The sequence below is a fragment of the Geothrix edaphica genome (genome assembly GCF_030268045.1).
Classification (GTDB): Bacteria; Acidobacteriota; Holophagae; order Holophagales; family Holophagaceae; genus Geothrix; species Geothrix edaphica.
Genome location: NZ_BSDC01000003.1, coordinates 228298 through 254106 on the forward strand (window position 1 = coordinate 228298; position 25809 = coordinate 254106).

Consider the following 25809-nt stretch of genomic DNA (forward strand, 5'->3'; position numbering starts at 1 on the left):
TGACCCGTTTTTGACAATCGATATTCAACCTGGACGCATGGATGCGGTGATATCCTTCCGTTCATGATGCACGAACCCGGCCTATCATTGGAGCGGGAGCGGGGGTCGCCCGATCCCCTCCATCGCGTGAGTTCCATGCCCCCTCTCTTTGACGCCCACAGCCACCTGCCGAGGGTCGGTGCGCTGGAGGATCCGGTGCTCCGCAGGGACCACCGCCGGGTCGTCTGCGGGACCTGTGAGGCGGACTGGATGGCCGTCGTGGCCCATGCGGCTTCCCACGACCAGGTCATCCCCATGCTGGGCCTCCATCCCTGGTTCATGGAGGGGGCCGCCCTGGGCTGGGCTTCGCGGCTGGAGGCCCTGCTCCGCTCCAACCGCGCCGGCCTGGGGGAGTGCGGCCTGGACTTCGCCCGGAAGGAAGCGGACCGGGGCACCCAGGAATCGGCCCTGCGCGTCCAGCTTCGCCTGGCCCACGCCCTGGGCCGGCCCATCGCGCTGCATGTGGTCCACGCCTGGGGCCGTTTACTGGATCTCCTCCGCGAAGAGGGCGTTCCACCCGCAGGCGCCCTCGTCCACGCCTACTCCGGCAGCCCGGAGACGGCCCGGCAGCTTCAGGCCATGGGCGTCTTCCTGTCCTTCTCCGGGGACCTCCTGAAGCCGGACCGGGCGGGAGCGCGGGAAGCCCTGAGGGCCGTGGCCCCTGGGCACCTGCTCCTGGAGACCGACGGCGCCGGGGAACTGGAGCGCCTGTTCGAGGCGGTGGCGGGCCTCCGTGGCATCCCCGTGGCGGAATTGGAACTCCTGACCTGGGAGAATGGCAGCCGGTGTTTCCGGGAGCTGATGGCATGAGGTGGTATTCCCGCAGTGAGCTGCTGCTTGGAGAAGCGGCACTGGAGCGGTTGCGCGCCTCCCGCGTCACCATTTTCGGCCTGGGCGGCGTGGGCTCCTTCGCCGTGGAGGCCCTGGCCCGCGCCGGCGTGGGGCACCTGCGCCTGGTGGATCACGATGTCGTCGGCCCCAGCAACCTCAACCGCCAGCTCTTCGCCCTGCGCTCCACCATCGGCCTGCCCAAGGCCGAGGTGGCCGCCGCCCGGGTGCGGGACATCAACCCCGACTGCGACGTGGAGCCCCACATCACCTTCATCCACACCGACACGCTGCCGGAGCTGCTCACGCCGCGGCCTGATGTGATGATCGACGCCATCGACTCCATGACCTGCAAGGTGGCCCTCATGCGCACGGCGCACGAGCAGGGCCTGCCGATCATCTCGGCCATGGGCGCCGGGGGCCGCACGGACAGCAGCCAGCTCCGCGTCGGTGATCTGAGCGACACGCGCCTGTGCCCCCTGGCCGCCCGCGTCCGGAAGGAGCTGCGCAAGGCGGGCATCACCCGGGGCATCCGTTGCGTCTATTCGCTGGAGCCCGCCGACAACAAGCGCCCCGCGAACCCCGTCGACATCGAACCCCATCGCGGCCCCGGGCGCCAGCGCCGGCCCGTGGGCACCATCTCGTACATGCCCGCCATCGTGGGACTGAAGGTGGCCGAAGAAGTCCTCCGCCTGCTGCTGGAGCCTCCCGCCTAGGCCCCTTCCACGGCCTGCCGCAGCACGGCCTGGAACTGCCCGCTCTGGTAGGGCTTCGCGAGGAACCCGGCCAGGCCCCGGCCCAGGAAGTCCGCGAGGACATCCTGTTCGCTGTAGCCGCTGGTGAGGATCACCGGCACGTTCGGATTCACCGCGTGCATGCGGAGGAAGGCCTGGCGCCCGTCCAGGTGGGGCATGGTCAGGTCCATCAGCACCGCAGTGATCTCTCCGTGGCGGAGCTCGAACAGCCCCACCGCCTCCTGCCCGTCTGCCGCTTCCAGCACCTGGAAACCCAGGTTCTCGGCCAGGGTCCGGGCCACGGCCCGCGCCCCGGGTTCATCGTCCACCACCAGGAGCACACCGCGCCCCTGCCAGCCGGCCTCCCGGGGGGGTGGAGCGGCCGATTCGGGCGTGCGGACCAGGGCCGGGAGGAACAGCTTGAAGACCGAACCGCGGCCCGGCTCGCTGTAGACCTTGAGGCTGCCGTGGTGGCTGCGGAGGATGCCCAGCATGGCGGAGAGCCCCAGCCCGCGCCCCGTGAACTTGGTGGTGAAGAAGGGATCGAAGATCCGCTCCCGCACCTCCGGCGCCATGCCGCAGCCGGTGTCGCTCACCTCCAGCGTCACGTAGCTCCCCGCGGCCAGGGGCAGCGCGGGCAGCAGTCCGCCGTTGTAGGCCTCGTCCACCGCCTGGAGGCCGGTCCGGATGGTGATGAGCCCGCTGGTCTCCTCCCCGATGGCCTCGGAGGCGTTGGTGACGAGGTTCATGACGAGCTGCTGCATCTGGGAGGGGTCGGCGGAAATGCGCGGCAGCCCGGGGGAGAGGTCATATCGCACCATCGCCTTCTTGGAGATGGACACGGTGAGGAGCTGGGTCATCTCCACCACCAGGCGGTTCAGGTCCACCTCGATGACCTGCAGGCGGCCCTTCCCGGCGTAGGCCAGCAGCTGCCGGGTCAGGTCCGCGGCCCGCAGCGTGGCCTGCTCAATCTGGTGGAGGTAGGGCAGGGCCGGGCTCTCCGGCGAGAGCTTCATCGCCCCCAGGTTCGCGTTGCCCAGGATGGTGGTGAGCAGGTTGTTGAAGTCGTGGGCGATGCCGCCGGACAGGACGCCGAGGCTCTCCAGCTTCTGGGACTGCCGCAGGGCCTCCTCGGCTTCCTTGCGCTGGGTGATGTCGGCCCGGATGGCCACGAACTGCACGGGTCGTCCGTTCTCGTCCAGGAAGGGCACGATGGTGGTGTCCACCCAGTAGTGGGTGCCGTCCTTCGCGCGGTTCTTGATCTCGCCCTTCCAGACCTTCCCCACCAGGATCGTCGCCCACAGCCGCGTCATGAAGGCCTTGGGGTGGTGGCCCGAGTTGATGATCCGGTGGTCCTGGCCCAGCAGCTCCTCGCGGGAGTACTTGGAGATGGCGCAGAACTTCTCGTTCACGTAGGTGATCCGCCCCCGGGCGTCCGTGACCGCCACGATGGCGTGTTCGTCGAGGGCCCGCTTGAAGTCCTCCAGCTCGCGGAGCAGCCGGGCCAGGCGCGTGCCCGGCCTCCCCGGCCCGCCGGATCCACTGCTGTCCTCGGGGGACGAACCCTTGGTTCCCTGCCGAAGCGTCACGAATGGTCCTTTTCCGGTTGCGAGGGCGCACAGAACAAGACTCAGTATAGGTAGCTCTCATCACTAGGCAAGTTAGGCCCAAAGCACTAGTGGGTAGACCTCTGGAGGGCCCCGGCGGGCCCCTCCAGGTCCGGATCAGGCCTGGCTCAGTGCCCGATCGGGGCGTTGTATTCCGCGTAGGTTCCCTGGAAATCCTCGATGCCGTCATCGGTAAGATGCCAGATGCGGGTGGCCACCTCGTCGATGATGTCCTCGTCGTGGGTCACGAAGAGGAGGGTGCCCTCGTAGCGCTGGAGCGCGTCGTTCAATGCGATGACCGCTTCCAGGTCCAGGTGGTTGGTGGGCTCGTCCATGACCAGGATGTTGGGCTTCTGCAGCATGAGCTTGCAGAAGAGCAGGCGGCAGGACTCGCCGCCGCTCAGCACATCCGTCATCTTGTTGCCTTCCTCGCCCCGGAAGAGCATCTGGCCCATGACGCCGCGGATCTGCTCCTTGGTGGCGTCCGGGTCGAACTGGTGCAGCCAGGTGACGAGCTCGTAGCCCTTGGGGATGCTCTCGGCGAAGTCCTGGGAGAAGTAGCCCACATTGGCCTCGTGGCCCCACTTCACCTCGCCCCCGTCGAGCTTCAGGCCCAGTTCAGTTACCTGCGGCGCGTTGGCCAGCAGGGCGTTCAGCAGGGTGGTCTTGCCGATGCCGTTGCGGCCCATGAGGGCGATCTTCTCGCCCCGCTGCACCATGGCCGTGAAGCCCTTGATGACCTCGTGGCGGCCCCCCGTCCCGTCCTTGTCGGTGTCGTAGCCCTTCTTCACGCCCTCGAACTCCAGGGCGTAGCGGCCGCCGGGCTTGCCGATGTTGAACTTGATGAAGGGGCGCTGGATGTTGCTGCGGGCCAGGTCGCTGGGCTGGAGGCGCTCCACTTCCTTGCGCCGGCTGTTCACCTGGCTGCTGCGGGTGCCCGCCGCGAAGCGCTGGATGAACTCGTTGAGCTGGGCGATCTTCTTCTCGCGCTGGGCGTTCTCGGACTCGATGCGGCTGCGCACCTGCATCTTGGCCATGACCATGTCGTCGTAGCCGCCGGTGTACTGGATGATCGTCTGGTAGTCGATGTCGGCGATGTGGGTGCAGACGTTGTTCAGGAAGTGGCGGTCGTGGGAGATCACCACCACCGTGCCCTTGTAGCGGTCCAGGAACTCCTCCAACCAGTGGATGGAGTCCAGGTCCAGGTGGTTGGTCGGCTCGTCCAGCAGCAGGGCCTGGGGGTTGCCGAAGAGGGCCTGGGACAGCAGCACGCGCACCTTCTGGCCGCCCTGCAGCTCACCCATCCTGCGCTCATGCAGGGCCTCCGGGATGCCCAGGCCGTCCAGCAGGACGGCGGCGTCGCTCTCGGCGGTGTAGCCGTCCTCGTCGGCCACGATGCCCTCGAGCTCGGCCACGCGCATGCCGTCCTCGTCGGTCATCTCCGCCTTCTCGTAGATGGCGTCCCGCTCCTGCAGCGCCTTCCAGAGCCCGGCATTGCCCATGATCACCGTGTCGATGACCCGGTACTGGTCGAAGGCGAACTGGTCCTGGCGCAGGATGCCCATCTTGCGGGGCCGGATCACATTCCCCATCTGCTGTTCCAGCTCGCCCGACAGGATCTTCATGAACGTGGACTTCCCCGCCCCGTTCGGCCCCGTCAGGCCGTAGCGCCGCCCGGGGTTGAAGGTCGTGGTGACGTCCTCGAAGAGGATCTTCGCGCCGTAGCGCATGGTGACGTTCTGCACTGCAAGCATGGAAACTCCCGAACCGACCATTGTACGGGAGAAACCTTCATTATCCGAGAGCCCTGCTCCAAACGGTGCCCTGCGGGCCCCGTTTGGAGATTCGGCGGCTTCGCCGCCGGACCATTTTCTCTATCTGAAAAACGGCGCCCGCATGGGCGCCGTTTTTCAATCTGCCGGGATCTCCGGCGAGGCACCACCCCTCAGAACGGGATGTCGTCATCCGGGAAGCTGCCGCCACCGGCCGGGCTGGGGGCGCCGTGGTCCTCGAAGTCCTGGGAGCCGGTGCCGGAGGCGCGGCCGCCGTAGCCGCCGCTGTCACGGCTGCCGCCGCCGTCCTCCATGCGGCCCAGCATGACGAAGTTGTCGCAGCGGATGTCGCAGGCGGTCTTCTTCACGCCGGCCTGGTCGGTGTATTCCCGATACTGGATGCGGCCCTCGATCATCACCTGCTTGCCCTTGCGCAGGTACTTCTCGGCGATCTCGGCCTGCTTGCCCCACACCACGATGTTGTGCCATTCGGTCTTGCTCTGCTTCTCGCCGGCCTGGTTCTTCCAAGTCTCGGTGGTGGCCACGGAGAAGCGGGCGACACTCTGGCCCGAGGGCGTGGACTTCAGCTCGGGGTCGCGCCCGAGGTTGCCGATGAGCAGAACTTTGTTCAATGAACCGGACATGATGTCCTCCTTATGTACCGGCGGAGCTCTCCGCCTCACCGTCGACTCAGACCATCTGAGGGGGTGGTAGGGTGAGAGGATTTCCTCGGGGAAGGACCATGTCAAGCGGCAACTCAAGTCTCCTTGTGAGCTGTAAAAACAAGTCCGGCGCCGAGAAGCATTACCTCCCCGCCCTCAGGGCCGCCGGCTGGGCCGGACTCATCCAGCTGGTGGCCCCCGGCGACCCCCTTCCCGACCTGGCCGGCGTCACCGGCTTCCTGCTCACGGGCGGGGACGACATCCACCCCCGCCACTGGGACGAGGCCGAGGCCGTCCACCCGAAGGCCGAGGTGGACGCCGACCGCGATGCCTTCGAGATCCCCCTCATCCGCGCGGCCTGGGACCGGAAGCTGCCCATCCTCGGCATCTGCCGCGGCGAGCAGATCCTCAACGTGGCCCTGGGCGGCAGCATGGTCCAGGACGTGCCCGACCACTACGGCTGCGAGCCCACTCGCCACCAGCACGGCACGCCGGACATCCCGGACATGCGGCACCGCGTGCAGCTCGCCCCGGGCTCGCGCCTGCGGGCCCTGCTGGGCGAGGACGTCTTCCTCGTGAACAGCCGCCACCACCAGGCCGTGAAGCGCGTGGCCCCGCCGCTGGCCGCCGTGGGCTGGCATCTGGACACGATCCATGCCGGCACCGGCCCCCTCGTCGAGGCCGTGGAGGCCGTGGATCCCTCGCGCTGGGTCTTCGGTGTCCAGTGGCACCCCGAGAACCTCGTCGGCCTCAAGGGCCCCGCCGGCGACGCCGCCCGCGACCTGTTCGCGGCGTTCGTGCAGGCCCTCGGCTCGCGCGCCCGGACTCCTTCGAATTGACCTCCGGGCACATCATTTTGATCAGCCTCCACCCTTCCCGCCCAGCACAAGCGGATCATAAGCATTCGTTGTGTTGCGCTTAACAATTGGACTGCGACTTGCACTGATAGATCTGTCCTAAGGAGACAGATCATGAAGACACAAGGGTTTCCCATTCGTCCCATCCTTCTTCTGACCGCCGTCACGGCCCTGGTGGGCGCGCAGCTAGCCTGCGAGAAGGTCATGTTCTGGCGTTCCAAACCCCAGGAAATGCACTCGACTGAAGCGGGTCTCGCCAGCGAGGGGACGGTTCGCGTCTCGGAGGGGGACAACGGAAACACGAAGGTCTCCATCCGGGTCAAACACCTGGCCCCCCCATCCAAAGTCGCGGTGGATTCGACGGTCTATGTCGTCTGGATCCAGCCACGGGAAGGCGACCGGCAGAACGTCGGAGCCCTGACCCTGAACAAGGACCTCGAAGGCAGCCTCGAGACCCTGACCCCGCACCGCCGCTTCATGGTCTCGGTCACGCCGGAACCCAACGGGCAGGTCACGGAACCTTCCCATGAGCCAGTCTTCACCTACAACGTGGAGAGCAACAAATAGGCTCATCGCCCATCCCGGCCCTGGAGCCATCCGGGGCACCCAAAGGGTCCACAGCGCCTTCCCGGAAGGACGTTGTGCCTCCGATTCCTGGAACCACTCGAAAGAGCCGATGGCCACTGATCCGATGACGCCGACACCCAGAAGCACCAGGCTCGCAAAGCCTCTGGATCATGCGCTCGGACAGAACGAGCACGTGGAGGGATTGATGGCAGCCAGTGCCGAGGACCTGGCCTCGGTCAACCTGGCCCTCAAGCAGGAACTCGCCGACGGCAACCCCGGCCCTGGGATCGGGTCCGCCCTCGGGAAAAGCGAAGCCGTCGAAGAGAAAGTGCAGGAGGCCTCCGAGAAATTGTCGGATGTGAACCAGGCCCTGAAAGATGAAGTCAAGGAGCGGAGCGACCTCGAAGAGGAATTGGCGGCCGTCAAGGAACAGGGGGAGGCGGATCGCCAGGCATCCCTCCACGACCTGCTGACGGGCCTGCCCAACCGTGCCTTGTTCAACGATCGGCTGGAGCATGGCCTGGCCCAGGCCCACCGGCATGGCTGGACCCTGGCGGTGATGTTCATGGACCTGGACGACTTCAAGACCATCAACGATTCGTATGGGCACGATGCCGGCGATGCCGTGTTGCGGACCATCGCGGACCGCCTGCTGCGAAGCACGCGCAACGACGACACCGTCAGCCGGCATGGCGGCGATGAATTCCTGTACCTGCTGATGGAGCTCAAGGACGAGGGGGATGTCACCGTCATCGCGGACAAGCTGATCGAGGCGATCCGCGCGCCATGCCAATTGGTGGTGGGCGGACGCAGCATCAGCCAGAGCATCCATGCCAGCATCGGGATCTCACTGTTCCCGAAACATGGCGTCACTGCCGAGGCCTTGATCAACCAGGCCGACAGCGCCATGTATGAAGCGAAACGGACCAGGTCCGGGTATGCCTTCGCGAAATAGGCTGTGCAGGGCCCGGGCTTTCCGGGTTCCCGAAAGCCCCGTAGAGCTGGCCGCCGACCCTGGGCACTATGGATGATCCCCGTGTTGCCACCCGGAGCGTTCATGCCCACCCCCATCCTCTTCGACGTGCACGACCGGATCGCGACCTTGACCCTGAACCGGCCGGACAAGCTCAACGCGCTGATTCCCGAAATGAAGGAGGGCTTCGAGGAGGCCCTGGCGAAGGCGGCGGAACCCGGTGTGAAGGCGCTGTTCCTGCGCGGCGCGGGACGGGCCTTCTGTGCCGGCGGCGACCTCGGCTGGATCTCGGCGGCAATTGCCGAGGACCGCTGGCCGGAGCTGGAATCCCTGCTCGACCTGGGCGCCGCCGTGGCCCAGGGGCTCGCCACCCTGCCCAAGCCCGTGGTGGCTGTGGTGCAGGGACCCGCCGCCGGCGCGGGCATGAGCCTGGCCCTGTGCGCGGACCTGCGCCTCGCCACGCCAGAGGCCGCCTTCGGCATGGCCTTCGTGAAGATCGGCCTGCATCCGGACTGGGGCGGCAGCGTCATGCTCGCCCGGCTGGTGAATCCCTCCGTGGCGGCGGAGCTGATGCTGACCGGCGACACCCTGAACGCGGACCGGGCCCTGGCCCTGGGCCTCGTGAACCGCGTCGTGCCCGCAGACCAGCTCGAAGATGCCGCTGCGGCCCTGGCCCTGCGCCTGGCCGCGGGTCCGGGCGAGACCTTCGCCCGCATCAAGGCCAGCCTCCTGCGCAACCAGGGCCTCGAGGCCGAGACGCTGCGGGCCCGCCTCCAGGCCGAGGGCGCCCAGATGAAGGCCGCCATGCGCCACCCGGACGCCAGGGAGGGCCTGGCCGCCTTCCTGGCGAAGCGGGCACCGAAATTCGCCTGACCGGCTTAGCGGCCCTCTGCCAGGAAGGACGCCCGCACGGCGTCGAGTTCCGCCCGGATCTCCGGGGCCTGGCGGCTGGGGTCCTGGGCGGCGCGAACCAGCTCCGCCAGGGCCGCCTCGCGCTGGCCCGACCGGAAGGCCAGCCACGCCCGGGCCCGGTGGACGTAGGGGGAATCGGCGGTCCCGGCGGGGATCGCCTGGAGCTTCTGTTCGGCCTCCTTCAGCTCGGGCCTGGATCTGCGGAGCAGGCACTCCGCGGCGGCAGCCTGGGCGTTGGCGCGGACCTCGGGCGTCACCCCCTCCGGCAGGAGCTCGAGGACCTTCTGGTAGCCCGCCAGGGCCTGGGGGAACCGCTGCTGGAGCCGGTCCAGCTCGGCCCCGTAGAACCGGCACTCGGCTTCGATGGTCCGCAGCCCTGAGGCCTCCGCGAGCTCCAGGGCCCGGCTGTGGTAGGAGGTGGAGGCGGCCACGTCTCCCTTCATCAGGGCCAGGATGCCGAGGTTCCTCAGGCAGGTGATCCGCCCGCCCCGATCCCCCACGGATTCCCGGATGGCCAGGGCCGCGGTGATCCGTCCTTCCGCGGCCGGCAGATCGCGGGCCATGAGGGCGACCACCCCCAGGTTGTTCAGGGCGAGGGCCTCGCCCCACCGGTTCCCCAGGCCCTGCTGCAGGCTCAGGTTGTTCCGGTAGAAGGCCTCGGCCATGCCGAGGTCCCCACGCTTCAGGGCGAGGTTGGCCAGGTTGTTCTGGGCCAGGGACAGGTACACCTTGTCCCCGGTCTGCTGGCTGAGCCGGAGCGAGCGCTCATAGAACTCGCCGGCCTCCTGGTACTTTCCCCGCTCGGCGGCGATGAGGCCCAGGTGGTTGTAGGCGATGGTCTCCCCGTCCCGGTCGCCGATGGTCTGGGCCAGGGCCAGGGTGGCCTCCCGCAGGTGCTGGGACTCGTCGAGGTGCCCCAGATCCTTGGCCAGATAGGCCTTGAGGGCCAGGGCGCGCCCTTCCGCCCAGCGGTCCCCCGTGGCCTTGGCGGACATGAGCGCCCAGTTGGCAACCGCCGGCGCCTGGTCCCGGCCAAGGCGGCGGAGGCACGCGGCATAGGCCGATACGGCGCTGGAGAAGGCGGGGGCCTTCATGGCCGCCTCCCGGAGCTGGGCCTCGCTGCCCTTGAAGTCTCCCTTCAGGAACAGGGCCTTGCCTTCGGCGTAGGCCGCGAAGACCTCCGGCGGGACCGCTGCGTTCTGGGGGGCGCTCGACCGCAGGGGATCCACCTTGTGGAGCAGGTCGTGGGCCGCCGGATCCACCAGCTCGTAGGGGGCGAAGGATCCCTGGCGGGACGCCTTCGTGGTCCCCGAGAAGCGGGTCCGGCCGGAGGCGTCCACCAGCTCATAGCGGAGCACATTCGCCTGTCCGGCCGGATCCCGGCTCAGGGCTCCCCGCAGGAGCAGCCGGGCGCCGAGGGCGTTCGCGATCCGGAGCTGGCTGGCGGGTTCCATCGCTTCCGCCGGGGAAATCCTCAGGTTGGAGAGCACCCGGCTGACGGACTCGGGCTCCACCACATCCATGTGGGGCGAACCCTGCAGGGCCGTGGAGAAGAGCTCGGCCATGCCCACGCCCACCTGCGCGTCCAGGGCCGGCTCCCCCGTGTCGTTGCGGATGGGCATGACCGCCATCCGGGGCGGGTGTTCCCTGCCGAGATCCGCGATGATGCTCCGGCCGAACAGGTAGTAGCCCCCGCCGGACACCACGCCGAGGACCACCAGGGCCGCCCCGGCCCACCGGGCCCCCGGGTTCCCCGCCAGGTGGCGGCCGATGGCGTCGGCCACCTGGCGGCTCGTGGGCCGCTTCGCGGCGTCCCGGTGGAGCATCGCCCGCAGCAGGACCCCCAGCCGCCGGGGAAGCCCGCGGCCCCGCAGGGGCTTGAGCTCGCCCTTGATGGTGGCCGCCATCCGCTCGCGGCCCTCACCCGGAAACGGGTAGTCCCCCAGCAGCAGCTCCCAGCCGACCACCCCCAGGGAGAACACGTCGCTCGGCGGGCCGACGCGCTTGCCGCGCATCTGCTCAGGGGAAGCGTAGGTGGGGCTGCCCATGAAGACGCCCGCCTCCGTCATTTCCCCCCAGCTGGAGGGCCCCGGGGAGGGCGATCCCGAGCCCACGCTGGTGCGCTCCTCCGCGACCGGCGGAACGGACTCCGCCACGGTCAGCCCGGCCCCGGCCGGTTCAGGCATGCCCGCCAGGTTGGGCGCGTTCCCGGTGGGATCATCCCCCGCGGCCATGGTCGCATCCACCAGCCTGGCGAGACCGAAGTCCAGGACCTTGATCTGTCCGGAGGCGTCCACCATCACGTTGCTGGGTTTCAGGTCCCGGTGGACGATGCCCTTGGCGTGGGCCGCCTCCAGGGCGTGGGCGATGGACCGGAGGACCTGGAGCTTCCGGCGCAGGTCCAACGTCTTCGCCACCTCGGACAGGGTCGCCCCTTCGATGAATTCCATGGCGATGTAGGCGCTCCCCTCCGCCTCCACCCAGTCGTGCACCTGGCAGACATTCCGGTGGTTGAGCTGGGCCAGCGCCTTGGCCTCCCGGCGGAACCGCACCTTGGCGGCCGCCTTCCCATCCTCGCCCAGGTGGATCGCCTTGAGGGCGACCTGCCGCTCCAGTACCGGGTCCCAGGCCAGGTACACCGCCCCCATGCCCCCCTGCCCGAGGAGCGCCTGCACCTGGAAGCGGCCGATCCGGGTGCCGGCCGCGAGCACACCCGCCCCGGAAGGCCCTGGAGATCCCGGATCCGGGGACGCTGGCGCGGCTGGCTGCATGGTCGTCCCCGCCTAGCGCATGCCCCGGCTCTGGGCGGCCTCGATGAGTTCCTTGATGCGGCGGGCATCGGCCTTGGTGTGGCCGTGGCTGGTCAGCGGATCACTGCCGCCGGTGCTCTCGACGGTGAGATCGGACCAGAGCAGGCCGGTCTCGATGCGGACACTGGCCACCTTCGACAGGTGGATGCTGATCTCGTTCACCGTGAACCAGGACCGCTTGCGGCGGATCACGGCGGTGTCCGTCACCTCGACCACGGTGACGAACAGGTGATTGCCCTTGGTCCAGCGGCTGGCGTGGAAGGTCTCGGTGGCCATCAGAGGGCCTCCTTCGCGGCGGCGGCCACAGCCTGGGGTGTGACGCCGTAGGCCTCCAGCAGCTTCTCCGGCTTGCCGCTCTGGCCGAACTGGTCCTGCACGCCCACCCGGCGCAGGGGCATGGGATGGGCCTCGGAGAGGATCTCCGCCACCACGCCGCCCAGGCCGCCGTGGGCCTGGTGCTCCTCACAGGTGACGACCGCCCGGTGGGCCCTCGCCAGCTTCAGCAGCGTCTCGCGGTCGAAGGGCTTAATCGTGGGGCTGTGCAGCACCGTGGCCTCGATGCCCTCGGCGGCCAGCAGCTCCGCCGCCGCGAGGCAGATGGAGGTACCCAGGCCGCAGCCCACCAGCAGCACGTCCGTGCCCGGGCGCATCATCACGGCCTTGCCGATCTGGAACCGGTAGTCCTCGGCGTGGATGCGGGGGAACTTGTCGCGGGTGAGGCGGACATAAACAGGGCCTTTATAGGCATAGGCAGCACGGATCACCTGCTTCGTCTCGATGGCATCGGCGGGCGAGATCACCGTCATGCCCGGGATCATGCGCATGAGGGCCAGGTCCTCCAGGCACTGGTGGGTGCCGCCGTCCTCGCCCACGGTGAGGCCCGCGTGAGTGGCCACGATCTTCACGTTCTGGTGGCCCACGCCCACGGCCTGCCGCACGAACTCGTAGGCCCGGCCCGTGGCGAACATGGCGAAGGTGCTCACGAAGGGCACCACGCCGGTGGTGCTGGCTCCGGCGGCGGCGGCCACCATGCCCTGCTCGGCGGCACCCATGTTGAAGAAGCGGTCCGGAAACGCCTTGGCGAACTTGCTGGTGCGGGTGGACCCCGCCAGATCCGCGTCGAAGACGACGATGTTGGCGCCTTCGTTGCCCAGCTCCACCAGGGTGTCCCCGTAGGCGTCCCGCAGGCTGTCCATCACGACACCCGCCTTGCCGCCCACACCCGCCGTTTCCATGCCTGCCATGCCCGCTCCCGTCGAAGGTTCCATTCTACGCGAGGCGGCGCGGAGGCCGTAGGCTGGAGGGGTGCGCCCGCCCTTCCGACCCTCCGCCCTGCTCTGGGGCCTCCTTGCCGTCCTGGGCGGATGGGGCCTGGTGCTGCGCCTGCGGGCCCCAGGGCACCGGGCCCTGCCCTGGATCACGGCTGCGTTCCTGATCCTGGTGGCGCTGCGGGTGATCGCCCTGATCCAGGACTGGCGGCGGGGGCGGATCCCCGGCACCCGGATCCTGCTGCCGGCCCTGATCCTCGTGGAGGGCCTGGGCCTGGCCCTGGCCGGCGCCTCGCCCTTGGTGCCCGGTCTGCGCCTGGGAATCGCCTTGGCCCTGGAGGGACTGCTCCTCGTCCTCGCGGTGCGCGCCTGGCGGAGTGTGGGCGGCCGGCCTGGGAAGTGGCCGGAGCAGCGCATCGCGGCGGCCTTCGAGGCCTTCGTGCCCCCCCGGGCCGCCCGGCTCATGGCCCTGGAGCTGGTGATGCTGGGGGGCGCCTTGCGCTTTCTCTCCGGCGGCTTCCGGGAGCCCGCCCCCGGGGGCCACAGCCTGCACCGGGAGGCCGCCCTGGGCAGCTTCCTGCCCGCCCTGCCCCTGCTCATCCCAGGCGACCTGCTGCTGATCCGCGTCCTGTTTGCAGGAGCGCCGGCCTGGCTGCGCTGGGGCCTGCATCTGTCCACGGTCTATGCGGTGCTTTGGCTGTTCGGCCTCTACGCGGGCCTGAAGGGGCGCCCCCATCAGGTGATGGGGGACGAGGTGGCCCTGAACCTCGGGCCCACGAAATCCATCCACCTTCGGCGCGAGCAGATCCTGGAGGCGGCGCCCCTGCCGGACTTCGAGGATGACTGGGCCCGGCACCGCCACATGAAGGGCCTCCACAAGCTCATCACGCCGGGGCCGGCCATCCTGGAGCTGCGCCTGCGGGAGCCGGTCCCGGCCCTGAGTCTCGTCGGCCCCACGGCCCCACGGGACCGCGTGGCGGTCTCGGTGGACGATCCCGCCGCCTTCCTGGCCGCCCTGGGGGCGCCGTGCGCCTGAGCCTCCCCATCGATCCCCTGCTGCCGCAGCTCGTGGAGAGCCTGCGGGGGAATCCGAACCTGGTGCTGCAGGCCGACCCGGGCGCCGGCAAGACCACCCGCGTGCCCCCGGCCCTGCTGGACGCGGGACTCCTTGGAGATGGCGAGTGCTGGATCCTGGAGCCCCGCCGCCTCGCCGCGCGCCTCGCCGCCACCCGCGTGGCGGACGAACTGGGCGAGGCCCTGGGTCAGCGGGCGGGCTACGCCGTGCGCTTCGAGCAGAAGGTGTCGAAGGCCACGCGCCTGCGCTTCGTCACCGAGGGCCTGCTGCTGCGGCGCCTGCACGGCGATCCGCACCTCCGCGGCATCGCCGCCGTGGTGCTGGACGAGTTCCATGAGCGGCACCTGCACACGGACCTGGGCATCACCCTGCTGCGGCGCCTCCAGCGCAGTTCCCGGTCCGATCTGAAGCTGCTGGTCATGTCGGCCACCCTGGATCCCGGCCCCGTGGCGGCCTACCTCGACGCCCCAGTCATCCGGAGCGAGGGCCGCGCCTTCCCCGTGGACACCACATTCCTGCCTCGCCCCGACGACCGACCCATCGACCAGCAGGTGGCCGATGCCCTGGACCGCCTCTATGGCGAGGGCCTGAAGAACCACACGCTCGTCTTCCTGCCCGGCGCGGCCGAGATCCGCGCCTGCCTCAAGGGTTGCGAGGCCGTGGCGGCGCGGCGCGGCCTGAGCCTGCGTCCCCTGCACGGCGAGCTGTCGCCGGACGCCCAGGCCCATGCCCTGGAAGCCAGCGACATCCCCAAGGTGATCCTCAGCACCAACGTGGCGGAAAGCTCCGTGACGCTGGATGGCATCGGCGCCGTGGTGGACTCTGGCCTGGGCCGCGAGGCCTCGCACTCGCCCTGGTCGGGCCTGTCGGGCCTGCGCACGGTGCGCATCAGCCAGGCCCGCTGCACCCAGCGCACGGGCCGCGCGGGCCGCACCGGGCCAGGCCGCTGCCTGCGCCTCTACACCGAAGCCGACTTCGGCGCCCGCCCCGCCTTCGACACGCCCGAGCTGCAGCGCTCGGACCTGGCGGAGCCGATGCTCTCGCTGCACGGCATGGGCATCGCGGAGCCCTCCGCCCTGGACTGGTTCGAGGCGCCGCCCGCAGCCGCCACGACAGCCGCGGAAACCCTGCTCACGCGCCTGGGCGCGCTGGCGGACGGCGCCCTCACGCCCGTGGGCCGGCGCATGGCCGACCTGCCCCTGCACCCGCGCCTGGCCCGCCTGGCCATCGCGGGCCAGGACCTCGGCATCCCGCAGCTATCGCTGCGAGCCGCCGCCCTGCTGGAGACCGGCAGCCTCACCGCCCGCCAGGGCCTGGACCGGACGCCGGTGAAGACGGGCCACGGCGCGGACTCGGACCTGCTGCTGCGCCTGGACCAGTTCGAGGAGGCCGAGGCCGCGGGCTTCAGCGCCGGGGCCTGCCGGGCCGCGGGCCTGGATGCCGCCGCCATTCATCGCGCCAGGCGCGCCGTGCAGTCCCTGTCACGCCTCCTGCCCTCGCCTGCCGAACCGGCGGATGCTGAAACGCGCCTGCTGAAAGCTCTGCTCCAGGCCTACCCGGATCGCGTGGGGCAGCTCTCGGCCAACGGCACCTGCGCCTTCGCAGGCGGCGGGGGCGCCAAGCTGGATCCCGCCAGCCGGGTGCGGCGGCCGGGCCTGATCCTGGCCCTGGAAGCGGAGGCCGTGAAACAGGGCACGGGCGGTCAGACACTCATCCGCCTCGCCTCCCGCTGTGAGGCCGACTGGCTGCTGGAGGCCTTCGCCCAGCGTCTGGAAGACGTGGACGAAGTGCTGTTCAACGCCTCGGCGGGGCGCGTGGAGCGGCGCTCCGAGATCCGTTACGAGGGGTTGAGCCTCGATGTCAGTCGTGGGCCCGCGGATCCTGCGGATCCGCGCGTGGCGGGCCTGCTGGCGCAGGCCCTGAAGGAAAGGCCTTTGGACGAAGTGCCCGCTCGGACCTTGGCCCGCCTGGCCTTCCTGCGGAAGCACCGGCCGGACCTGGGCCTGCCGGAAGATCTGCTGGGTCCGCTGCTCGCGGGCGCCTGCACGGGCCGCACGACCCTGCGCGAGGTGCAGGATGTGGATTGGCCCGGCGCCCTCCGCCAGGCCTTCCCCGCCGAGACCTTGCGCCTGCTGGACGCCTGGGCGCCGGAATCCATCCAGCTCCCCAAGGGCCGGCCCACCAAGGTCCACTACGAGGACGACCCGCCCTGGATCGCCTCGCGGCTCCAAGATTTCTGGGGTCTGAAGAAAACCCCCGCCGTAGCCGGCGGCGCCGTGCCGCTGGTGCTCCACCTGCTGGCCCCCAACATGCGGGCCCTCCAGGTCACCACCGACCTCGCCGGCTTCTGGCAGCGGGTCTACAAAGAGTTGCGGCCGGGCCTGTCGCGGCGGTATCCGAAGCACCACTGGCCGGAGTAGTCGGGGATTCAGTCCGGACCTCTGCCCGCTTTTCAGCTCCGCAGTCCCCCCAGCAGCGCCCGCGCCCCGGCTTCCAGCAGGGTGCCATCCAGCCCGGTGGCCAGCAGGGTGAAGCCGTCCTCCTCGTGGGTCCGGATCTCCTCGGCGGTCATGCGGAAGATGCCGAGGGGCATCGAAGCCTCGCGACAGGTCCGGGCGATGGCGGCCACGGCATCCAGGAGGGCCGGGTGGCTGAACTGCTCAGAGATCCCCAGGCTGGCACTCAGGTCGTAGGGGCCCACAAAGACGGCGTCCACGCCAGGCACCCGGGCGATGGCCGCGATGTTCCGGGCGGCCTCGGCGGATTCCGCCTGCACCACAACCAGGCCCCGGCCCCGGACCGCGCGCACGGCCGCCTCCGCCTGGGCCGCCGTGTCCACGTGGGGCACGATGAGGCCCGCCGCGCCGCAGGCGGCTGCATCATCAAGGACCGCGGGATCCTGGAAGGGCACCCGCAATAGGCAGGGCACGGCCCCCTTCAGCGCAGCCAGGGTCCGCGACGTTTCCGCCGGGCCGAAGCCGCCGTGCTCGCCGTCCAGGAAGAGCCAGTCGAAGCCCTGGCCCGCCAGGCGGACGGCCACCTCGGGCCGGGGGATCTGCACCAGGGTGCCCAACAGGCGCTCCCCGGCGCGGAGACGGTCGCGGAAGGGAGTCTGGGACATGGGCACCTCCACCCCAAGCTTGGACCAGATCGGATCCGGAAGGCCCGGTTTGGGTAACCTGGAATCCATGCTGACCTTCCGCCCCATCCAGCCCGAGGACGACGCCGCCGTGGCCGCCATCATCCGCGCGGTCATGCCGGAATTCGGGGCGGACGGCCCGGGCTTCGCCCTCCACGATGCCGAGGTGGACCACATGAGCCGGGCCTATGCCGCACCGGGCGCAGCCTATTTCGTGGTGGTGGACGAGGCCGGGCGCCTCGTCGGCGGCGGCGGTGTCGCGGCCCTGGAGGGCGGCGAGCCCGGCGTCTGCGAGCTGCGGAAGATGTACTTCCTCCCCGAGGCCCGGGGCCGGGGCATGGGCGAGGCCCTGCTGCGCCACTGCCTCGCGGTGGCGAAGGACCTGGGCTACCGCACCTGCTACCTGGAGACCCTCACCGGCATGGACCAGGCCCTGAAGCTCTACGGCAAGCTGGGCTTCCAGCCCCTCTGCGCGCCCCTGGGCCGCACGGGGCATGGCGGCTGCGACCACTGGTTCGCGCGGGAGCTGGCGTGACAGTCCTCAGCCTCCAGTCTTCAGTCCTCAGGCGGCAGCCCAGCCGGACCTTCCCGGCTGACAGCCGACAGCTGACAGCTGACAGCCTGGACATGCCATGATCCTCGGCCTCGGCACCGACCTCTGTCCCCCCAGCCGCTGGCGGCACCTGGTCGCGCGCTTCGGGGCCGGGAAGTGCGCGGGGCGCATCCTGCATCCGGACGAGGCGGCCTACCTGCTGGCGGGCAACCGGGAGCGGCTGCCGGAGCGGCTGGCGGGGCGCTGGGCCCTGCGGGAAGCCTTCGGCAAGGCCCTGGGCACAGGCCTGGACGGCTGGTCCTGGAAGGAGCTGCGCTACGTGAACGGGCGCCTGTGGCCCGTGGGCGCCCTGGCGGACCTGCTCGCGGCCCGGGGCGTCCGCAAGCTCCACGGCAGCGTGAGCCATGACGGAGATCTGGCCATGGCCGTGGTCATCCTGGAGGATTGAGGGGCGGAAGCGGGCGAGGGCACCCCTGGCGGGTCGATCCTCGGAACTGGACCAGAGCGGCGGAGCGGACCATGTCCATCACCCCCCAGGAGCTCACCACGAACCTCGGCGACCTCCCGCCCCTTCCGCAGGTCGCGGCCCAGGTGCTGCGGCTGGCCCTGGACCCGGAGACCACCGCCGGGGATTTCCAGCGGGTGATCTCCCTGGATCCGGCCCTGGCCGGCCAGGTCCTCAGGATCTCCAACTCCACGTCCTTCGGCATGATGCGCGAGGTGACCACCCTGACCCAGGCAGTCACGACCCTGGGCGTGTCCGCCCTCAAGAGCGTGGTGATCGCCAGCTCGGCCAGGAACCTCTACCACCGCGGCTCCGTGGGCCCCGAGGAGCAGCTGCTGTGGGAGCACGCCCGGGTGGCGGCCATGGCGAGCCGCGCCTTCGCGGCGAGGCTCGGCCTTCCGCAGACGGAGGAGGCCTTCGTGGGCGGCCTGCTGCATGACATCGGGAAATCGGTCCTGGCGATGAAGTTCCCGGAGCGCTACGGACTCCTGCTGCGCGCGGTCCACGGACAGAAGGGCGCCTGCCTCGACCTGGAGCGGGAGGCCTTCGGCTTCGATCACGCCATGGTCGGCGAGGCCCTGGCCGGCCAGTGGAACCTGGCGCACAGCCTCCAGGCCGCCGTGCGCTGGCATCACGACCCCCTCCGCGCGGCCGAGGACCACCGCCCGCTGACCGCCGTGGTGGCCCTGGGCAACCACCTGGCCCTGGACCAGAGGGCCGGCCTCGGAGACCCCGCGCGCCTGGAGGAGGCCTCCCGGCAGGCCCGGGAGATCCTTGGCCTCGAGCCCGGAGCCCTGGCCCGCCTCAGGGCGGAGGTCCGCGCCGCTGTCGAGCGGGAGCAGGCGGCGCTCACCGAGTTCTGAAGGTCAGCCCTTCCGCAGCTGCCGCATGAGCCGGGGCAGGCGGTTCAGGGCGGCCTGGGCTTCGGTCCATTCGCGATGGGGACGGGCGGGAAACCCCGTGACGAAGCTGCCTTCGGGCAGGCTCTTGGCCACCACGCTGTTGCCGCCCACCACGCTGCGGCTGCCGATCTCGATGTGGCCCACCACGCCGACCTTGCCAGCCAGGGTCACATAGTCGCCCAGCTTCGTGGAGCCGCTGATGCCCGTCTGGCTCACCAGCAGGCAGTGGTTCCCCACGTGCACGTTGTGGCCCACCTGCACCTGGTTGTCGATCTTGGTGCCCAGGCCGATGCGGGTCGCCCCCAGCACGCCCCGGTCGATGCAGACGCAGGCGCCGATCTCGACATCATCACCCACCTCCACCCAGCCCACCTGGGGGATCTTGGCGTGGCGGCCCTCCACCAGCACATAGCCGTAGCCGTCACTGCCCACCACGGAGTTGGCGTGGATGGCCACCCGGTTTCCCAGCCGCGTGCGGCGATAGAGCACGGCCCCGGAGAAGAGCTCACAGCCCTCGCCCAGGACGCAGTCATCCCCCACGTGGACGCCTGGATGCAGGACGCACCCCTTCCCCAGCACGGTCCGGGCCCCCACGGTGGCGCCCGGGGCGATGCGGCAGCCCGCGCCGATCACCGCCGAGGGATGCACGGGGACGTCGCCCCACTCGGGCGCGGGCTCGGGGTGGAGCCAGCCGATGGCCTGGGCGAAGGCCCAGTAGGGATGCTTCACCCGCAGCACTGGCCTGTCGCCCAGATCCACCGTCGCATCCGCGAAGATCAGGCCCGCGGCACTGTCCTTCGCCTTGGCGGCATATTTCGGGTTGGCCAGGAAGGATACGGAGCCCGCTCCCGCCTCTTCCAGGGGCCTCACTTCGGAAATCAGACGATCCGGGGGACAATGGTCGAGCGTGCCCTCCAGCCGCGTCGCCAGTTCCTGGGCCGTCAGGGTCATCGTGGTCCGCGTCATGGGGTCTCCTCGCCAGTCTTCAGTCTTCAGTCTTCAGTCTTCAGTTTCCAGTCATCCGTGCGGAATCCACCATGCACCCAGTTCTTTTCGAGATCGGCTCCTTCCCCCTCGGCACCTACGGGCTGCTGCTGGCCATCGCCTTCTTTGCGGGCACGGCCCTGGCCAAGCGGCAGGCGAAGCTGGACGGCCTGAACCCGGCCGGCATCACGGACCTGGCCATCGCCGTGCTGATCGCCGCCATCGTAGGGGCCAAGCTCCTGATGATCCTGGTGGGCCTCTTCACGCCCGCTGGCCAGGAAGGCGCCATGGCCCTCCGGGACGTCTTCACCCTCTCGACCTTGCGGGCCGGCGGTGCCATCCACGGGGGCATCATCGCCGCCACGGCGGTGTTCTTCTGGAAGCTCCGCAAGGGTCAGGGCCTGCCGCTGCGCCTCACGGGTGACGCCCTGGTGCCCGGCGTGGCCCTGGGCCAGGCCATCGGCCGCCTGGGCTGCTTCTCCGCCGGCTGCTGCTATGGCACCGAGACCCATGTCTCCTGGGCCGCCACGTTCACCAACCCGCTGGCCCAGGCCTTCAGCGGCACGCCCCTGGGGATCCCCCTGCACCCCGTGCAGCTCTACAATTCCCTCGCCAACCTCACCGTGATGGCCATCCTGCTGCTGGCCCGCGGCAAGCGCTCCTTCCAGGGGCAGATCTTCGCCCTCTATTTCCTGGTGGAGGGCCTGGGCCGCGTCATCACCGAGACCTGGCGGGGCGATGTGGACCGCGGCACCGGCTGGCTGGGCTGGGCCTGGCTCAGTACGGGTCGCCTCACCGGCCTCGCCTTCATGATGCTGGGCCTGGGTCTGTGGCTGTTCTGGAACCGTCAGAAGGAGTCGAAGTGATACAGCTTCTCGCCGAGGACGGCGCCCCCCGCCTGGACCGCTTCCTGGCCGACCGGTTCCCCGACATCCCCCGGGCCCGCTGGGATGCCCACGTCCGCACGGGCGAGGTGAAGGTGAACGGCGAGCCGGTGACCAAGGGCGGCGTGAAGCTGCGTCCCGGCGACCAGGTGGAGACCGAGCTCCCGGTGATCGCGGCCCCGGCCGCCCACCTGGAGGCCGAGGCCATCGACCTGCCGACGCTGTTCGAGGACACCCAGCTGTGGATCGTGGACAAGCCCGCGGGCATGGTGGTGCATCCGGGCCCCGGCCACGCCAGCGGCACCGTCGTGAACGCCCTGCTGCACCGCCTCAAGGCGCCCGTGATCCTCGAGCCCAATGACGAGGAAGCGGAGGATGCCGAGGAGCTGGCTTCCGGCTGGCCGGGCCTGGTGCATCGCCTGGACCGCTACACCACCGGCTGCCTCTGCCTCGCCAAGACCGCCGAGGCCCAGCGGGCCATCCAGGACCAGTTCAAGGCCCGCACCGTGGAGAAGCGCTACCTGGCCCTGGTGCGCCATTCCCCCAAGCTGCCCCAGCTGGGCAGCCTGCTCATCGACGAGCCCATCGCCCGCCACAAGCGGGACCGCCTGCGCATGGTGGTCGCCGATGGCGGACGCCCCGCCCAGACGCGCATCCGCGTGCTGGCCCGCACCACGAGCGTGGCCCTGGTGGAGTGCGAGCTGCTCACGGGCCGCACCCACCAGATCCGCGTGCATCTGGCCCACCTCCGCGCCCCGCTCATGGGCGATCCGCTCTATGGTGGACCGGGCCGCTGGAAGGATGTGGATGGCGGCGCCCTGCTGCTGCCGCACCCGGCTCTCCACGCGTGGAAGCTGTCCGTGGACCACCCGGTGACGGGCGCCCGGATCGATGCGGTGGCCCCCATCCCCGAGACCTTCCTGGCCCTGGCCCGAGCCCTGGGCTTGCCCGAGGCCTGAGGCGGGCGCATCATCCCCGTACCGGGGGAACCATGTCCGCTTTCGCCCAGGACCTGACGACGCTGAAAGGCTGGATGGAAGCCTATCCCTTCCTGCCCGGCCTGGTTTTCGCGACGCTCTGCCTCGTGCTGCTGTTCGCGGTGGCCCTGCCGCGGCTCCGATCCTGGTTCCGCGGGAAGGGGCGGCCCGTGCTGGATCCCCTCCAGGTCGAGGAGCTGCTGCAGGGCCCCGGCGTGCTGCTGGTGGACCTGCGGGACGAGGAGGCCTTCCGCCGGGGCCACATCCGGGGCTGCCTCCACGTTCCCTTCGGGGAACTCACCCGGCGCTTCGCGGCCCCGGATCCCCAGGCCAAGCGCGCCCTGGTGCTGGTGGACGAGACCGACGCCCTCTCCCACCGCGCCCTGCGCCTGCTCGTGGCCCGGGGCTTCGAGTGGGTCTATGTCCTCCAGGGCGGCATGCGGGCCTGGCGCGGCGAGAGCCGCCCGGTGGTGAAGTAGGTCAGGCCCCCTCCTCCGGCAGCCCCCAGCGGTCCCAGAGCAGCAGCAGCAGCAGGCCCGGAATGGCTGCCGCGGCGCAGACGGGGAAGTAGAGCTTCCAGCCGTACCAGTCGGCCATGAAGCCCGTGAGCCCGGCGAACACCGTGCGCGGGAGGGCCATGAGGGCGCTGAAGAGGGCGTACTGGGTGCCGGTGTAGCTGCGGTTGCAGGCGCCCATGAGCAGCGCGGCGAAGGCGCTGCCGCCCATGCCGTAGGCCAGGTTCTCCAGCGTGTTCGCCGCCACCAGCAGGGGCAGGTGCCGGCCCAGCAGCGAGATGGCCCAGAAACCCAGGATGCTGCCCGCCTGCACGAAGCCACAGATCCACAGCGCCTTGCGCAGGTTCATGCGCGTGAGCATCCAGCCACCGATCAGGCCGCCCAGGATGATGGCCACCATGGCGGTGGTCTTCTGCACGGTGCCGATCTCCATCTTCGTGAAGCCCATGCCCCGCAGCAGGAACGGGATGGTCATGGATTCCGCCAGCCAATCACCGAGTTTGTAGAACACGGCGAAGGCCAGCAGGTAGCCGATGCCCTTGCGCTGGAGCAGGTCCTTCAGTGGCCCCGAGATGGCCTCCTGCATGGACCGCGGCGCCCGGGCCACGCTGTCCGTGTCCATGGCCAGCCAGGTGCCGGCCAGGCCGAGCAGGGTGAGAACCGCCATGCCCAGGTAGGTGGCCCGCCAGCCGAAGGCCTGGGCCAGGATGAGCGCCAGCCCGCCGCTCACCAGCATGGCCACGCGGTAGGTGGCGATGTGGAGGCTGTTGCCAAGGCCCAGGTGCTTCTGATCCAGGGCCTCGGCCCGCCAGGCGTCCACGGCGATGTCGAAGGTGGCGCTGGTGACGGCCACCGCCAGGGCCAGGACCACCACCCGGGTGAGATCCAGGTGCGGCTGGGTGAAGGCCAGCAGCCCCAGGGCCAACGCCATGCCCAGCTGCATGAGCGCCATCCAGCCCCGGCGGCGCCCCAGCCCCGGCAGCGCGAAGCGGTCCAGGAAGGGCGCCCAGAACACCTTCAGGCTGTAGGGCAGCGTCACGAAGCTGAAGAGCCCGATGGTGGCCAGGCTCAGCTTCTCGTCCACCAGCCAGGCCTTCAGCGTGGAGCCTGTGAGGAAGAGCGGCAGCCCCGAAGCGAAGCCGAGGAGCAGGAGGACGGTGTACTGGCGGGGCTTCATCCCACCAGCCTAACCGGAGTCACCTGCAGCTCAGGGCTCGCCCCCGTGGGTGTGCAGGTCATGGACCATGTGGCCGCCCAGGTGCCCCGTGCGGAGCAGCGCGGCGACGCCCAGGCCGCTCCCCAGCAGCCAGAGGAGGAAGAGGGCCCGGGCCAGGCGCGGCGGGAGCTCCCGATGTAGGAAGCGGGACACGCCCAACCGGACGAACCACGCCACCGTCAAGAGGCCGAAGATGGCCATGGTCCACTGGGCGGACAGCTCATGGGCGTTCAAGGCGAGCCTCAACTCCGGCGTCCGGTGGGCGAGGTTCTCCGCGGCATCCCCCGTGGCCAGGGCCAGCAGCCCGCCCAGGAGCCCCAGGACCAGCAGGAGCAGCGCCACGGCATGGATTCCCCGGCGCTGGGAGGGCCAGAGGGCCCCCAGCAGGAAGAGGAGGGGCGCGGTCGCCAGCAGGGCGATGGGGAAGTGCACGATGGCCGGGTGGAGGTGGTTGAAGGGGGGCACGGCGGGCTCCGGGAAGGGGTGCGGACGGGTTCTGCCCACGAGGATGCGCCTGCCGACGGGGAGAGCGCCAGACCGGAGGGGTCGGTTTCTGGTATCCGGATCTGGGGCCTTCCCGGGGAGGACCGCATCCTCACCCCCAAGCCACTCCGCCATCGCTGCGGCCCAACCCGGGCCCCAAGCCCGGCCCAACCAAGGGAGGTCCCATGTCCCAGCCCGAACCATCCGTGCCGACCTGTGCCCCGGGCGGCCTCGACCGCCGGGAATTCTGCGCCTGCGCTCTCGCCGTGGCCGCAGCCGCCGCGGCCGTCTCCTGCGGCGGAGGCGGGGGCGGGGGTTACTCCAGTGCGCCGCCACCGCCGCCCCCGCCTCCCCCCAGCCCGATCACCACCTCCGAGACGAAGACCAGCCTGCTGGGCCAGCCCTCGGGCACCGTGCGCGACTACACGACCACCGCCTCCGGCGCCTGCCCGCTGATCCTGGGGGCCGCGCAGGGCTACTACCTCGTCCGCGACAGCGCCGGGATCTATGCCTTCAACGCCAGCTGCCTGCACCAGGGCGGGCGCCTCAACACCACCCAGACGGGCTTCGGCTGCCCCTGCCACGGCAGCCAGTACGACCTCAACGGCACGGTGACCGTGGGACCGGCCCCGGTGGGGGCCGTCCTGCAGCACTACCAGGTCAGCGAATCCACCCCGGGCGGGGTGCTCCTGATCGATCCCTCCAAGCCCGTCGCCGCCACCACGCGGCTCACCTGACCCGGCCCGGACCACCCATGCCCCGCCGATCCCCCGCCCCGTCCCTCCTCCTGCCCCTCCTCCTGTCCGCCCCCCTGCTGGGCCAGGACTCGGAACTGCCCCTGGGGCTCAACCTGCCCACGGCGGATCACCTCCAGGGCTGGCAGCCCGCCATCCGCTTCACCCACCGCTTCGCCGAGCCGGCCCGCGGGAACTCGAAGGACTTCTACGGCCTGGACGGCGGCAACTTCGCCGGCCTGGGCTTCGACCTCGGCATCGCCGCGGTGCCGGGACTCAACGCCCAGGTCTACCGCACCTCGGATGGCAAGACCGTGGTCCTCGCCCTCCAGGAGCAGCTCCTGGACCGGCCGCATGTTCGCCTGGCGATCCGCGGCGAGCGCTTCGACGAGACGATCAAGCGCGCCACCTACACCTTCGGGACCGTGGGCGTGACCGGGGCAGCCTTGCAGCTCCCGGCGGAGTTCGTGGCGGGGCCGGTCACCTTCAGCCTCGTGCCCACCTGGCTCTCCCGCACCACCACCCAGGATCGGGCCCTCTTCACGGCCGGCGCCGGCCTCCGGTGGCGCATCGTCGAAGGCCAATCCATCCTCGCCGAGTACTACCCCCGCCCCGCCCGCCTGGACAGCACGGCCTACGAGCAGGGCTTCGCCCTGGGCTACCGCTTCCAGACCAAGGGCCACCGCTTCACCCTCCTGGCCACCAACGTCCAGGGCACCACCGCCCACCAGGTGCTGGGCGGCGACTCCGCCGGCGGGCCCAGGTCCCCCGGGCAGTGGGCCCTGGGCTTCAACCTGGTGCGGATCTTCTGAT

26 protein-coding genes are annotated in these 25809 nt (G+C 70.2%); 16 read left to right on the plus strand and 10 right to left on the minus strand.

The features are described 5' to 3' along the window. Positions 1-135: 135 nt before the first annotated feature. Positions 136-849, plus strand: coding sequence for a TatD family hydrolase (locus QSJ30_RS11835; protein ID WP_285609492.1), 714 nt, complete (start codon positions 136-138; stop codon positions 847-849). Continuing rightward, complete coding sequence (locus QSJ30_RS11840) at positions 846-1583, plus strand: tRNA threonylcarbamoyladenosine dehydratase (protein WP_285609494.1); 738 nt, start codon at positions 846-848, stop codon at positions 1581-1583. The genes QSJ30_RS11835 and QSJ30_RS11840 overlap by 4 nt, the downstream gene beginning before the upstream one ends. Here the strand turns inward: QSJ30_RS11840 and QSJ30_RS11845 are convergent. The 3 genes from QSJ30_RS11845 to QSJ30_RS11855 all read right to left on the minus strand — a co-directional run bounded on the left by QSJ30_RS11845 (position 1580) and on the right by QSJ30_RS11855 (position 5624). Then, positions 1580-3190, minus strand: coding sequence for a hybrid sensor histidine kinase/response regulator (locus QSJ30_RS11845; RefSeq protein ID WP_285609496.1), 1611 nt, complete (start codon positions 3188-3190; stop codon positions 1580-1582). The genes QSJ30_RS11840 and QSJ30_RS11845 overlap by 4 nt on opposite strands. A gap of 146 nt (positions 3191-3336) precedes the next feature. Continuing rightward, positions 3337-4962, minus strand: coding sequence for an ATP-binding cassette domain-containing protein (locus QSJ30_RS11850; protein WP_285609499.1), 1626 nt, complete (start codon positions 4960-4962; stop codon positions 3337-3339). A gap of 191 nt (positions 4963-5153) precedes the next feature. After that, positions 5154-5624, minus strand: a complete 471-nt coding sequence (locus QSJ30_RS11855) for a single-stranded DNA-binding protein (RefSeq protein ID WP_243304371.1) — start codon at positions 5622-5624, stop codon at positions 5154-5156. A gap of 125 nt (positions 5625-5749) precedes the next feature. Between QSJ30_RS11855 and QSJ30_RS11860 the strand changes: the two genes are divergently transcribed. From QSJ30_RS11860 to QSJ30_RS11875, 4 genes are all read left to right on the plus strand, one after another. Continuing rightward, entirely contained in the window at positions 5750-6481 is a 732-nt protein-coding gene (locus QSJ30_RS11860; RefSeq protein ID WP_285609504.1) for a gamma-glutamyl-gamma-aminobutyrate hydrolase family protein, read from the plus strand. A 132-nt stretch (positions 6482-6613) separates the two neighbouring features. Continuing rightward, positions 6614-7066, plus strand: a complete 453-nt coding sequence (locus tag QSJ30_RS11865; protein WP_285609506.1) for a hypothetical protein — start codon at positions 6614-6616, stop codon at positions 7064-7066. A gap of 109 nt (positions 7067-7175) precedes the next feature. After that, a complete protein-coding gene (locus tag QSJ30_RS11870) occupies positions 7176-8021 on the plus strand; it encodes a GGDEF domain-containing protein (protein ID WP_285609508.1) in 846 nt (281 codons plus the stop codon). Positions 8022-8123: 102 nt separating this feature from the next. Continuing rightward, positions 8124-8912, plus strand: coding sequence for an enoyl-CoA hydratase/isomerase family protein (locus QSJ30_RS11875; protein WP_285609509.1), 789 nt, complete (start codon positions 8124-8126; stop codon positions 8910-8912). Positions 8913-8917: 5 nt separating this feature from the next. On the opposite strand, the gene QSJ30_RS11880 is transcribed toward QSJ30_RS11875, so the two are convergent. From QSJ30_RS11880 to QSJ30_RS11890, 3 genes are all read right to left on the minus strand, one after another. After that, the gene (locus QSJ30_RS11880) at positions 8918-11662 is read right to left on the minus strand and encodes a protein kinase domain-containing protein (RefSeq protein ID WP_285609511.1); all 2745 of its coding nucleotides are present in this window, start codon (positions 11660-11662) and stop codon (positions 8918-8920) included. 72 nt (positions 11663-11734) lie between these two features. Further along, complete coding sequence (locus QSJ30_RS11885) at positions 11735-12037, minus strand: hypothetical protein (RefSeq protein ID WP_285609513.1); 303 nt, start codon at positions 12035-12037, stop codon at positions 11735-11737. After that, entirely contained in the window at positions 12037-13005 is a 969-nt protein-coding gene (locus tag QSJ30_RS11890) for a transketolase family protein (protein ID WP_285609515.1), read from the minus strand. Before QSJ30_RS11890 ends, QSJ30_RS11885 begins: the two co-directional genes overlap by 1 nt. A gap of 61 nt (positions 13006-13066) precedes the next feature. On the opposite strand from QSJ30_RS11890, the gene QSJ30_RS11895 reads away from it, so the two are divergent. After that, on the plus strand, positions 13067-14065 hold the full coding sequence (locus QSJ30_RS11895; RefSeq protein ID WP_285609517.1) for a hypothetical protein: 999 nt from the start codon (positions 13067-13069) through the stop codon (positions 14063-14065). After that, positions 14056-16524 (plus strand): ATP-dependent helicase HrpB, encoded by a 2469-nt coding sequence (gene hrpB / locus QSJ30_RS11900; RefSeq protein WP_285609519.1) that lies wholly within the window; start codon positions 14056-14058, stop codon positions 16522-16524. The genes QSJ30_RS11895 and hrpB overlap by 10 nt, the downstream gene beginning before the upstream one ends. A gap of 32 nt (positions 16525-16556) precedes the next feature. On the opposite strand, the gene QSJ30_RS11905 is transcribed toward hrpB, so the two are convergent. Further along, positions 16557-17225, minus strand: coding sequence for an aldolase/citrate lyase family protein (locus tag QSJ30_RS11905; protein WP_285609521.1), 669 nt, complete (start codon positions 17223-17225; stop codon positions 16557-16559). Positions 17226-17292: 67 nt separating this feature from the next. On the opposite strand from QSJ30_RS11905, the gene QSJ30_RS11910 reads away from it, so the two are divergent. The 3 genes from QSJ30_RS11910 to QSJ30_RS11920 all read left to right on the plus strand — a co-directional run bounded on the left by QSJ30_RS11910 (position 17293) and on the right by QSJ30_RS11920 (position 19164). Further along, positions 17293-17778, plus strand: a complete 486-nt coding sequence (locus QSJ30_RS11910; protein ID WP_285609523.1) for a GNAT family N-acetyltransferase — start codon at positions 17293-17295, stop codon at positions 17776-17778. A gap of 97 nt (positions 17779-17875) precedes the next feature. Beyond that, positions 17876-18244 (plus strand): holo-ACP synthase, encoded by a 369-nt coding sequence (locus QSJ30_RS11915; RefSeq protein WP_285609525.1) that lies wholly within the window; start codon positions 17876-17878, stop codon positions 18242-18244. Positions 18245-18315: 71 nt separating this feature from the next. Then, entirely contained in the window at positions 18316-19164 is an 849-nt protein-coding gene (locus QSJ30_RS11920) for an HDOD domain-containing protein (protein ID WP_285609527.1), read from the plus strand. A 3-nt stretch (positions 19165-19167) separates the two neighbouring features. On the opposite strand, the gene lpxD is transcribed toward QSJ30_RS11920, so the two are convergent. Continuing rightward, positions 19168-20169, minus strand: a complete 1002-nt coding sequence (lpxD, locus tag QSJ30_RS11925; protein ID WP_285609528.1) for a UDP-3-O-(3-hydroxymyristoyl)glucosamine N-acyltransferase — start codon at positions 20167-20169, stop codon at positions 19168-19170. A gap of 71 nt (positions 20170-20240) precedes the next feature. On the opposite strand from lpxD, the gene QSJ30_RS11930 reads away from it, so the two are divergent. The 3 genes from QSJ30_RS11930 to QSJ30_RS11940 are packed head-to-tail and all read left to right on the plus strand — an operon-like array spanning position 20241 to position 22527. Beyond that, a complete protein-coding gene (locus QSJ30_RS11930) occupies positions 20241-21053 on the plus strand; it encodes a prolipoprotein diacylglyceryl transferase (protein WP_285609535.1) in 813 nt (270 codons plus the stop codon). Then, the gene (locus tag QSJ30_RS11935) at positions 21050-22030 is read left to right on the plus strand and encodes an RluA family pseudouridine synthase (protein ID WP_285609537.1); all 981 of its coding nucleotides are present in this window, start codon (positions 21050-21052) and stop codon (positions 22028-22030) included. The genes QSJ30_RS11930 and QSJ30_RS11935 overlap by 4 nt, the downstream gene beginning before the upstream one ends. Positions 22031-22062: 32 nt before the next feature. Further along, positions 22063-22527 carry a rhodanese-like domain-containing protein gene (locus QSJ30_RS11940; RefSeq protein WP_285609539.1) on the plus strand — a complete coding sequence of 155 codons (465 nt, stop codon included), beginning with the start codon at positions 22063-22065 and terminating at the stop codon, positions 22525-22527. A 1-nt stretch (position 22528) separates the two neighbouring features. On the opposite strand, the gene QSJ30_RS11945 is transcribed toward QSJ30_RS11940, so the two are convergent. Both QSJ30_RS11945 and QSJ30_RS11950 read right to left on the minus strand, forming a co-directional pair. After that, positions 22529-23740, minus strand: a complete 1212-nt coding sequence (locus QSJ30_RS11945) for an AmpG family muropeptide MFS transporter (RefSeq protein WP_285609541.1) — start codon at positions 23738-23740, stop codon at positions 22529-22531. Between the two features lie 30 nt (positions 23741-23770). Further along, positions 23771-24244 (minus strand): DUF2231 domain-containing protein, encoded by a 474-nt coding sequence (locus QSJ30_RS11950; RefSeq protein ID WP_285609543.1) that lies wholly within the window; start codon positions 24242-24244, stop codon positions 23771-23773. Positions 24245-24447: 203 nt separating this feature from the next. Between QSJ30_RS11950 and QSJ30_RS11955 the strand changes: the two genes are divergently transcribed. Both QSJ30_RS11955 and QSJ30_RS11960 read left to right on the plus strand, forming a co-directional pair. Further along, positions 24448-24999 carry a QcrA and Rieske domain-containing protein gene (locus QSJ30_RS11955; RefSeq protein ID WP_285609544.1) on the plus strand — a complete coding sequence of 184 codons (552 nt, stop codon included), beginning with the start codon at positions 24448-24450 and terminating at the stop codon, positions 24997-24999. A gap of 17 nt (positions 25000-25016) precedes the next feature. Further along, positions 25017-25808, plus strand: a complete 792-nt coding sequence (locus QSJ30_RS11960) for a DUF5777 family beta-barrel protein (protein ID WP_285609546.1) — start codon at positions 25017-25019, stop codon at positions 25806-25808. Position 25809: the final 1 nt, after the last annotated feature.

Excerpts from the sequence above, each read along its gene's own strand:
- QSJ30_RS11835 (WP_285609492.1), top strand. The coding sequence starts at position 136 with ATGCCCCCTCTCTTTGACGCCCACAGCCACCTGCCGAGGGTCGGTGCG.
- QSJ30_RS11840 (WP_285609494.1), top strand. The coding sequence starts at position 846 with ATGAGGTGGTATTCCCGCAGTGAGCTGCTGCTTGGAGAAGCGGCACTG.
- QSJ30_RS11850 (WP_285609499.1), bottom strand. The coding sequence starts at position 4,962 with ATGCTTGCAGTGCAGAACGTCACCATGCGCTACGGCGCGAAGATCCTC.
- QSJ30_RS11855 (WP_243304371.1), bottom strand. The coding sequence starts at position 5,624 with ATGTCCGGTTCATTGAACAAAGTTCTGCTCATCGGCAACCTCGGGCGC.
- QSJ30_RS11865 (WP_285609506.1), top strand. The coding sequence starts at position 6,614 with ATGAAGACACAAGGGTTTCCCATTCGTCCCATCCTTCTTCTGACCGCC.
- QSJ30_RS11870 (WP_285609508.1), top strand. The coding sequence starts at position 7,176 with ATGGCCACTGATCCGATGACGCCGACACCCAGAAGCACCAGGCTCGCA.
- QSJ30_RS11875 (WP_285609509.1), top strand. The coding sequence starts at position 8,124 with ATGCCCACCCCCATCCTCTTCGACGTGCACGACCGGATCGCGACCTTG.
- QSJ30_RS11885 (WP_285609513.1), bottom strand. The coding sequence starts at position 12,037 with ATGGCCACCGAGACCTTCCACGCCAGCCGCTGGACCAAGGGCAATCAC.
- QSJ30_RS11890 (WP_285609515.1), bottom strand. The coding sequence starts at position 13,005 with ATGGCAGGCATGGAAACGGCGGGTGTGGGCGGCAAGGCGGGTGTCGTG.
- QSJ30_RS11905 (WP_285609521.1), bottom strand. The coding sequence starts at position 17,225 with ATGTCCCAGACTCCCTTCCGCGACCGTCTCCGCGCCGGGGAGCGCCTG.
- QSJ30_RS11910 (WP_285609523.1), top strand. The coding sequence starts at position 17,293 with ATGCTGACCTTCCGCCCCATCCAGCCCGAGGACGACGCCGCCGTGGCC.
- QSJ30_RS11915 (WP_285609525.1), top strand. The coding sequence starts at position 17,876 with ATGATCCTCGGCCTCGGCACCGACCTCTGTCCCCCCAGCCGCTGGCGG.
- QSJ30_RS11920 (WP_285609527.1), top strand. The coding sequence starts at position 18,316 with ATGTCCATCACCCCCCAGGAGCTCACCACGAACCTCGGCGACCTCCCG.
- lpxD (WP_285609528.1), bottom strand. The coding sequence starts at position 20,169 with ATGACGCGGACCACGATGACCCTGACGGCCCAGGAACTGGCGACGCGG.
- QSJ30_RS11930 (WP_285609535.1), top strand. The coding sequence starts at position 20,241 with ATGCACCCAGTTCTTTTCGAGATCGGCTCCTTCCCCCTCGGCACCTAC.
- QSJ30_RS11940 (WP_285609539.1), top strand. The coding sequence starts at position 22,063 with ATGTCCGCTTTCGCCCAGGACCTGACGACGCTGAAAGGCTGGATGGAA.
- QSJ30_RS11945 (WP_285609541.1), bottom strand. The coding sequence starts at position 23,740 with ATGAAGCCCCGCCAGTACACCGTCCTCCTGCTCCTCGGCTTCGCTTCG.
- QSJ30_RS11955 (WP_285609544.1), top strand. The coding sequence starts at position 24,448 with ATGTCCCAGCCCGAACCATCCGTGCCGACCTGTGCCCCGGGCGGCCTC.
- QSJ30_RS11960 (WP_285609546.1), top strand. The coding sequence starts at position 25,017 with ATGCCCCGCCGATCCCCCGCCCCGTCCCTCCTCCTGCCCCTCCTCCTG.